An 8,502-nucleotide genomic window follows, 5' to 3' on the forward strand; every position below is an offset into this window, starting at 1 on the left:
GGTCAGCTCCAGGCTTGCTTACCGCAAGCCCCCGGCTTCAGCCGTGGGGTAGCTGGCTGCCTTTACTTCTCACACCGAACCCACACTACGCGGTTCCCCGAAATCGCCGTCTTGACGAGGCCTTGCTCGAACAGGTAGCTGAGGCAGGCCAGGGCTCCTGCGTGGTACAGGTAGTATATAGCAGGGTTCGGAATCGACGTCTCCACGGCATCACACACTCTGGCAACGATTGTGTCTGAGCTCGCATCTCCCTGCGCCACCGCATCCAGCACGCGCTGGATGGTGCCGGCGGCCGCGTCCCGGTTCGCATCCGCAATCTCTGGGCTGGCTGGGTCACCATGACCTGGAACAACGACAGTGTGCGGGAGTGACCTGATCTTTGCGTGGGATTCGAGTAGTTGCCGCATGTCCACGTTATAGGGGATTGCGAACTTCTGAAGGACTTCCGGGGCGAACACGGCATCACCTGCGAAGAGCACCTCTCCGAACCCGAGGCCGATTGAACCCATGCTGTGACCGGGCAGGGAGTAGACGGTGACCTCCAGGCCACCCAGAGAAGCCCGGCCCTCCGACAATCGCCCCGATACAGGCACGGGGGTTGCCAACAGGAACTTCCCGGACATCTCTTTCCATGGCGCGGCTCCTGACAGCAGCATGGATGACTCGTAGAGTGGATGTTCCACGAAGGCTGTTTCCCGGTCGGGAGCGTAGACGGGTACACCCGTCTCTTGGACTAGGTAGGCGCACCCGCCCATGTGATCTGCATGGGAGTGGGTGAGTGCTACTGCAGCTAGTTCTAGCCCGGCCGCTGTCAGTGCACGGAGAAGCGCCCGCCCCCGGTCGCGGTCCCCGCCGGTATCGATGAGGACCGCCCTTGGGCCGCAGGTTATGACTCCAACATTCGGGTTGCCGGGAATCACGTACACCGATCCGGCGAGGGGGATTAGTTCCACAGGGGATGCCATCTAATTCGCCTCCCAAGACAGATTACTCGTACCGCAGGGCCTCGACCGGGTCCATTCGGGCAGCTTTCATGGCCGGGTAGATCCCAAAGAAGAGCCCGACCGCGGAGGAGAACCCGATTGCCACGAGGACCGAAAGGAGGCTGTATGACGGGGGCCACCCTGCAATCCGGGTTATGACGGTACCCCCGAGCCACCCGAAGAGTATCCCGATAAGCCCGCCGGAACCGGAGAGAGTCATGGCCTCCACTATGAACTGAAGGAGGATGTGCCTGTTCTTCGCGCCCATTGACTTCCTGATGCCTATCTCCCGTGTTCGTTCGGTGACTGAGACGAGCATGATGTTCATGATGCCTATGCCCCCGACGAGCAGGCTTATGCCGGCGATTGCCCCAAGGAGAAAGGTCATAGTGGAGGTCACCCTGTTGACGGTGTCAAGTATCTCCTTCTGGGACATTACTGTGAATGCTTGTGGGTTTCCTGTCTTGACCGCGAGATACCGTTCGATCTGTGCCACAGCGGCATCTGACAAGTCATCCGAGACGGCCTGGCAGACGTAGGAGCTTATAACCCGAACTCTCATTGCGCGGTAAAGCAGGGTGGTGACCGGTACGTAGGCTTGGTCGTCGAAGTTGGAGAAGAAGAGACCACCCTTCTGCTCCATCACCCCCACGCACGTGAACTCGATCCGGCTGTCTCCGAACCCGACTTTGATAGTCCTCCCGATGGGGTCCTCGGACCCGAATAGCTTCTCCGCGATCTTCCACCCCAAGATTATCGATTTCTCCGAGTCCCGCATCTCTTGTTCGGTTATCATCCTGCCGCGCTCCACGCGGTAGTTCACTATGTCTGCATAGGCCGGGGTGATTCCCATAATGGGAGTGCGCACGTTCAGATCACCGTAGATCAGACGCCCGTCGGCCTGGGCAAGAGGCGCGACCGTCGCGGCCGCCGGTGCGGCATCCTGGATCTCGCGGGCGAGATCGAGCGTAAGGAGGTTCCTGTAGTCCCTGGCAATCTGCCCCGACCTGCCGATCGCGGCGCCGGGGGTGATCATTATGAGGTTGGAACCCAGGCTCGATATGTCGGAGGTGATCTGGTTCTGGGCACTTGTGCCCACGGAGATCATGACGATGACCGAGCCGACCCCTATGATTATCCCCAGAACCGAGAGGCCGGTGCGGAGCTTGTTACTCCAAAGGCTCCGTATTGCGAGCAGGAGAGTCTCAACAAGCCCCAAGACCGGCCACCTCCTCTCGCCGGGGAATCTGTTCGATTTGCTCTACCACACCATCCCTGATGTGTATGATTCGCTGGGCGTACTCCGCTATCCTTCGCTCGTGAGTGACGAGGACTATGGTGCTTCCGTGCGCGTTGAGGTCGGAGAGCATGGCCATGATCTCGGTTCCGGTCTTGGAGTCGAGGTTACCCGTAGGCTCATCGGCCAGGATTATCGAAGGGTTGTTGACGAGAGCACGGGCGATCGCCACCCTTTGCCTCTGCCCCCCGGAGATCTCAGTGGGCTTATGGCGCAGGCGATCCCCAAGACCCACGCGTTGGAGGGCCTCAATTGCCCGTCGCTTACGCTCCGCCGCCCGCACCCCCGCGTACATGAGCGGCACCTCCACGTTGGAAAGGATCGTCTCCCGGGGCAGGAGGTTGAACTGCTGGAAGACGAAGCCGATCTCCCGGTTTCGGACCTCGGCGAGAGCGTCGTCGTTCAGCTCGCTGACGTCCCGGCTGCCCACCAGATACCTCCCGGACGACGGCCGGTCGAGGCAGCCCACTATGTGCATGAGAGTGGATTTGCCCGAGCCCGACGGGCCCATGATGGATACGAAATCCCCGTCTGCGACTTCGAACGAGACCCCAGCCAGGGCCCGGACTTCTTCGTCGCCCACCTTGTATACTTTCGTGATATTGTCGAGAACTAACATGTTCCGGCCCCCTGGCATCATGGGAATGCCCGCCTGATCCCGAAGTTGAAGATCCTGTTCCGGTCTCCGACGCCTTTCAACTGCTCCTGAAAGGAGACGGCATCCTCGACAATGATGTCCCCGGGCCTGAGGCCGGACACGATCTGGGCGTACGCCCCGTCAGCTATACCCCTTTCGATTCTGGCAAGTGTTGGGCCTTCGCTGGTCACCAGCACGACGAAGCTGGAGCCCCCGATGTCCACCCATGAGCAGACAGGTATCCTCACCACGTCCCGAAAGGTCGCCGACTGGATCCTTAGGCTGGCGGTGAGCCCGGGACGGAGCCTTGGATCGTGGCCATCGATCTTGACTGTGACTGGGATCGTGACCAGATCTCCCTGGAAGTTCGCTGTCACGGCTACGGAATCCACCACCCCGGTGAGCTTCAGATCCGGGTAAGCGTCGAGACTCACAGCGACCGTCTGACCCTGTGAGACTTTCCTGACATCCACCTCGTCGATGTTCACATCGATGATGTACTCGGTTGTGTCAATCAGAGTGAGAACAGGCTTGGCCGCCACGACCTGGTCCCCTACATCCAGATCGACCGATGAGACGATCCCGGAGAACGGAGCGGTGATCCTCGTTCCGGCGAGATTCTTCTCCGCCACCGTGAGGGCGGCTAGCTTCTCTTCCACGATACCGGAAGGCGATTCATACTTGGCGCGATCGTATTCATTCTTGGCCCGGAGATAGGCGAGCCTCTGCTCAACCTGGTCCAGTTCAGCGAGGACAGCGCCTGCCTTGACGGCCTGACCTTCGCGGACGTTCACCTGGGTGATTTTCCCAGAGACGTCGAAGTAGAGACTCCGGCTTCTCACCGGTTTGAGCTTGCCTGTGGCTGAGACCGTCTGGATCATGTCTCCGGTGGAGACTTCAATGGTTTTCGCCTTCGAGACGATGGATCTCAAAGATGCGTCTGCCGTGGTTCTCGCTCTTCGCAGGCCGACGACGACTAGTGCAACCACCGCCACCAGCACGACTGCCGCAATCGTGCCCAGTTTTCTTTTCCTACCAGCCGATCCCGACAAGCTCGAGCACCTCCTTGGGTGAAGCCACTGCCCCTGTAAGCCGCGCGAGCTCCAGGATCGAGGTGACAAGCTTCACGCACGACTCCGAAAGGTTGAGTTGGGCGGATTCCAACGCCCGGAATGCTGAACGGGTGGCATCTTCTGAGACTGCTCCCGACTGCCTCTGTGCCTCGCGGACCGCGGCATCCAGTTCCGCGCGGGCGAGTCTCAGTCTTGCAATGGATACGCCAAGGCGGGCCGCCTCCACTTCGTCGACCGCCTTGCGGACCGCCGCACGAACCACCTCGCGTTCAGCGTCGAGCGCGTCCTTTGCCTGCTTGACCACGACTGCTGCATCCTCCACATAGACCCGGCGCAGGCCCCCGTCCACGAGTGGATACTTGGCGGAGAAACCCACATTCCACGTGGCCTTGGATGCGGAGAGGTCGCGCGAGTCCGCCTGCCCGTAAAAGTACACTTCAGGCATGAGCCCAGCCTTTGCGCCCTCGAGAGCCATTTCGGCGTACCGGAGATCGCTGCGCCTCTTCTGCAGCGCCGGGCTGGCGGCCTCCGCCTTCATTACCAGGGCCTCGAAATCGCTCATGGCGTCCCCGACTAGGGTCGACGCGAGCCTGTCGGCAAGCCGGACTACGTGCTCATCCGAAACCTCCCAACCTGGGGATGGATGACATCCTGGGAATCCGATGGAGGTCATGAACTCCGCCATCGAGGATGAGAATTCCCGGTTAAGTTGGTCGAGAGCGAGAATCGCCTCCTCCTGAGTGATCTGCGCCGCCATCACGCCAGATGCCGAAATCTCACCCAATGCCCTCAGACGTTCGGCGCGAGCGAGGGATACCCGGGCATCCGAGAGAGACGCCTCGGCTAGGGCGATCCGCTGCCTCGCGACGGAGAGCGCGAGGTAAGCGCTAATTGTGTTCGACGCGATCGCGACCGACTTTGCGGCGAGGTCCGCCCTCCCCGAGTCGAGCGCGGCCTGTGCCCGCGCGATGGCGAGGTCTGCTGACGACCGCCCTGGCCTGGGCAGAAGATTCAGCCTCGCACCTATCCCCGCGGAGGAAGAGAGCTCACCTTCAGAGTCCCAGACGGCCTTGTATGAGCCTGTGATGCTGAACCCGAAGTCAGTGGCTACGCTTGCATCGAGCCCGACGTTACGCTTGGGCATGGTGGTGGTTGAGGGCGACTGAAGAGATCCCGAGGCCGTCTGCTCAACGGAACTCCATTCCCATTCACCATCCCGCACGAACGGCGTCACAGATACCGAAACCGTCGCACGATAAGCCGCTCTTGCCTTCTCAAGCGCAAGCTCCAAGGACTTGACGGCATCCCGGGCGGCGACGACCTGCTGGCCGTGGACCAAAGCGTGCTCGACTGCGACTTGCGGCGTCAACTTCACCTCCGAACCGCGAGGCGGAGATGCTGCAGTGCTGGCCGAGACAGTCAAGAGTACTGCAAGTATGATGATCGCCCTTCGTGATGACATGGGCAAGGTCTGTCCTCCTGGTTACTTGCCCGGCGTGACAACCCAAGACAGGTCCAGGTCGACCCCGAGCGTATTCAGGAACTGCAGGTAGGCAAGGATGTATCCTTTCTGGGCAGAACCCAGCGCGTGCCTTGCCGAGATGACGCTAGCCTCGGCGGCCGCCACATCGCTCGGGCTCTTGAGTCCTGCCTTCTGCTGCTTGACAACGATGTCGAACTTCTTGCTCTCGACGTCTAGAGCGATCGACAGGATGTTGAGGTTCTTTGATGTTTGGCCCAGGGAGTTCATGGACGTCCGGACTTTCTCGGTGAGGGTTTCCCGCACCTGCTGAAGAGAAAGAGCGGCGATGTCCAGCCCGACTCTGGCTCGTTCGAGATCGAGCGGAGCTGCCCGCTCGGCTTCTGCCTTGTCCAGTTCGAGCTGGGCCAGGCGGAGATCATTTGCCTTTTGGCGCACGTCCACACTGTTCTCGAGGGCCTTTGCCACCGCCTGGTCGAGCTGCCACTGGATCGGCTTCGGGGCAATCTCATCAGAAAGCTGGAACCTCGTGCCGGGTTCGAGGCCCAGCAGGACGGCGAGGGCGGCGGAATTCTCGCCCAGAGTGTCGGCGGCTCGCTGAACGGCCAGACGCGCGTTGTGCAGGGCCGACTCAACCTGCAGCAGCTCGAGCTCGCCCGCGACCCCGGCGGCATATTTGGACTTAGCGCGGGCGTAGTCTTCCTCCGCGACCTCTAGTTGCTTGGCCTTGGCCGCGAGGTCCATGTTGGCGTGCTTGACATCGAAGTAAGAGCGGACGGTATCGATGATGACTCCGGCCCGGGTTGTGTCGTAAGTGGACTTGGCGCGCTCGAAAGTGAACTTGGCCTGGTGCTCGGCGTATGTAGACTCCTCAGCAATATTGAGGGCAAGAGTCTTCTCGTAGGCGAGCTCGGCATTCTTGAAGTTCAAGGCCGCTATCCGGAAGCTCAAGTTGTGCGAGAGAGCAAGGTCGATCGCGCCGCTCACCGAGAGGGCGACCGGGGCCGGCTGAGAGGCCGAAGCGAGGGAAGCTCCGGTGCAAATCACCAGGACGGCGAGGACTGCGGCCAAGGCCGTAAGGATGCGTACGGCCTGCAAGCGGTTGATGCCGAGAACTGAGGTCATTTCCATACCTGCCTTTCGTAGCTGAATGTGCCTCATTATACCATTGGCCCCCTTGCGGAGGTATCCCCCGAAAGAGGTAGCCATAGGGTTTGACGGCGCACACCCGCAAGAGTTCATCCTGTTTCCTGAGGTTCCAGGGTTATACAGATGCAGACCGGCCGCTATCCCCAGAGGCCCAGACAGAGCAGGTTGGGGGGACCCTGTTATCGACAGCGCGGCCGCTGCGCCATTTCCGGAACGCAGCAAAGCGATTGCCCACACACGTTTTGAGAGTCAATTGCAAGAATTCCACGGAACATCGCGGGAGGATACCCGACCAGGGCATCAAACGTAGGATTGGGAACACAGCTCGGGTTCGCGGAATTGGGTTTATTCAAAGGGTGGTGCGAGATGAGTCTGAACGTCAGGACCACAAGGTGCGTTTCGGCGGTGTTCTTACTGCTCATGGTGTGTACGGTCTTGTCCGGCTGTGTGCCGAGCCCAACCGTCTATTATGTGTCTGGCAGGGTGACATACGAGGAGACGGGGTTGCCGGTACCCGGCGTTGTCCTTGCTTTCGGCAGCTTCGGAGCCGCCACGTCTGGCCCGGACGGGCGCTGGGCGAAAACCGGGCTATCGGGGTTTGTCACGGTGGTGCCGAGCAAGGGACCGGGATGGAGTTTCAAGCCGCCGATGCGCATCGTAACTGGCCCGAATAGCAGCGTGGACTTCGTCTCTCCACTGGGGTGGATAGAGGGATGGGTCTACAAGCATGCCCAGGCGCTTGGCGTTGAAGGCGAGCCTGAGATGATCGTCATCGGGCGCGAGATGACTGCGGATAGCTACGTTCCCCTCCAAGGGGCGACGGTGACAGTGGAGTCTGGGCCTTCTGCGGGCACAACTGTCTCAGGCGCGGACGGACACTTCGTTCTATTGCATCTCATCCCTGGCGAGTACGTGATCACCGTGACTCATCCACGCTTCACAGGACTGCGTTTCATCGGACTGCAAGTGGTCTCGGGGCAGGCAACGTCAATAGGGCAGACTCCACTCGGGTCTCTGCACATGCTCTTCATTGGAATCGCAGACTACGCGTACATACCCGACCTCAACTATACTGAAGCGGACGCGACCACCATGGCAGGCACTCTGTATTTCGATAATTACCTAGCAGGCCAGTATTCGACGGTCCTTGGAAGCGCTGCAACGAAACAGGCCATTCGCAACAGCATACAGGCAATTGGGAGCGCCATGAACTACCAGGACACTTTCATAATGTTCTTCTCCGGACATGGAGCAGGACCTAGTCCAGCCAGCGCGCCGGGAATACCATCATACATGTGCCCATACGATGGCTGGAATGAGGGGACTTTTATAGCAGACTACGAGCTTAGGAGCTGGATCGATCAGTACATACCATACTCGCAATCACATAGAAGCATATTCATTTTCGATTCCTGCCACGCAGGAGGGATGTTCAAAGCGGAGGCGCTGCTAGGTGGGCTAGTGCTGGGTGCAGGGATCGGAGAATTCGCGAGGAACCTGTCGGGTGACGGGCACATAGTGATAGCCGCATGCGATGAGACCGAATCCTCTGTAGAGGGTCCTCAATTCGGCGGTGGACACGGCCTCTTCACATGGGTATTCACGGAAGGCATGAAGATCATGGCCGCCGACGTGAACCATGATGGCTGGGTCACGGTTCAGGAGGCGTTCAACTATGCAAGTTACTGGGTTCCGCGCCACTACTCATCACAACACCCTCAGATGTGGATAGGCAATCAGTACGGGGGCGCGATCTATTCGCCGCTCTATTAGGAACGCCTCGCAGGATAGCTGGGGTCCGGGGAAACCCCTGTTTGCATCCTTGTTTGTATGAGTAAAGTTTCAGTAGGTACAGAGATCTTTCTGTGCCCTAAAACGGAAGG

General features: G+C 59.9%; 7 protein-coding genes. 1 reads left to right on the forward strand and 6 read right to left on the reverse strand.

The features are described from left to right. Positions 1-62 precede the first annotated feature (62 nt). From NUW23_13875 to NUW23_13900, 6 genes are read right to left on the reverse strand one after another with little or no spacing between them, the layout of a single operon-like run. Entirely contained in the window at positions 63-965 is a 903-nt protein-coding gene (locus NUW23_13875; protein ID MCR4427249.1) for an MBL fold metallo-hydrolase, read from the reverse strand. 22 nt (positions 966-987) lie between these two features. Beyond that, positions 988-2,202 (reverse strand): ABC transporter permease, encoded by a 1,215-nt coding sequence (locus tag NUW23_13880; GenBank protein ID MCR4427250.1) that lies wholly within the window; start codon positions 2,200-2,202, stop codon positions 988-990. Beyond that, positions 2,189-2,899 (reverse strand): ABC transporter ATP-binding protein, encoded by a 711-nt coding sequence (locus NUW23_13885; GenBank protein MCR4427251.1) that lies wholly within the window; start codon positions 2,897-2,899, stop codon positions 2,189-2,191. The genes NUW23_13880 and NUW23_13885 overlap by 14 nt, the downstream gene beginning before the upstream one ends. Positions 2,900-2,916: 17 nt before the next feature. Continuing rightward, positions 2,917-3,969, reverse strand: coding sequence for an HlyD family efflux transporter periplasmic adaptor subunit (locus NUW23_13890; protein ID MCR4427252.1), 1,053 nt, complete (start codon positions 3,967-3,969; stop codon positions 2,917-2,919). After that, positions 3,950-5,452, reverse strand: a complete 1,503-nt coding sequence (locus NUW23_13895; GenBank protein ID MCR4427253.1) for a TolC family protein — start codon at positions 5,450-5,452, stop codon at positions 3,950-3,952. The genes NUW23_13890 and NUW23_13895 overlap by 20 nt, the downstream gene beginning before the upstream one ends. 21 nt (positions 5,453-5,473) lie before the next feature. Continuing rightward, the gene (locus NUW23_13900; GenBank protein MCR4427254.1) at positions 5,474-6,631 is read right to left on the reverse strand and encodes a TolC family protein; all 1,158 of its coding nucleotides are present in this window, start codon (positions 6,629-6,631) and stop codon (positions 5,474-5,476) included. 354 nt (positions 6,632-6,985) lie between these two features. Here NUW23_13900 and NUW23_13905 point away from each other — a divergent pair, with 354 nt between their 5' ends. Continuing rightward, positions 6,986-8,392, forward strand: a complete 1,407-nt coding sequence (locus tag NUW23_13905) for a caspase family protein (protein MCR4427255.1) — start codon at positions 6,986-6,988, stop codon at positions 8,390-8,392. Positions 8,393-8,502: the final 110 nt, after the last annotated feature.

The organism is Bacillota bacterium, from assembly GCA_024655925.1.
Classification (GTDB): domain Bacteria; phylum Bacillota; class DTU025; order DTU025; family JANLFS01; genus JANLFS01.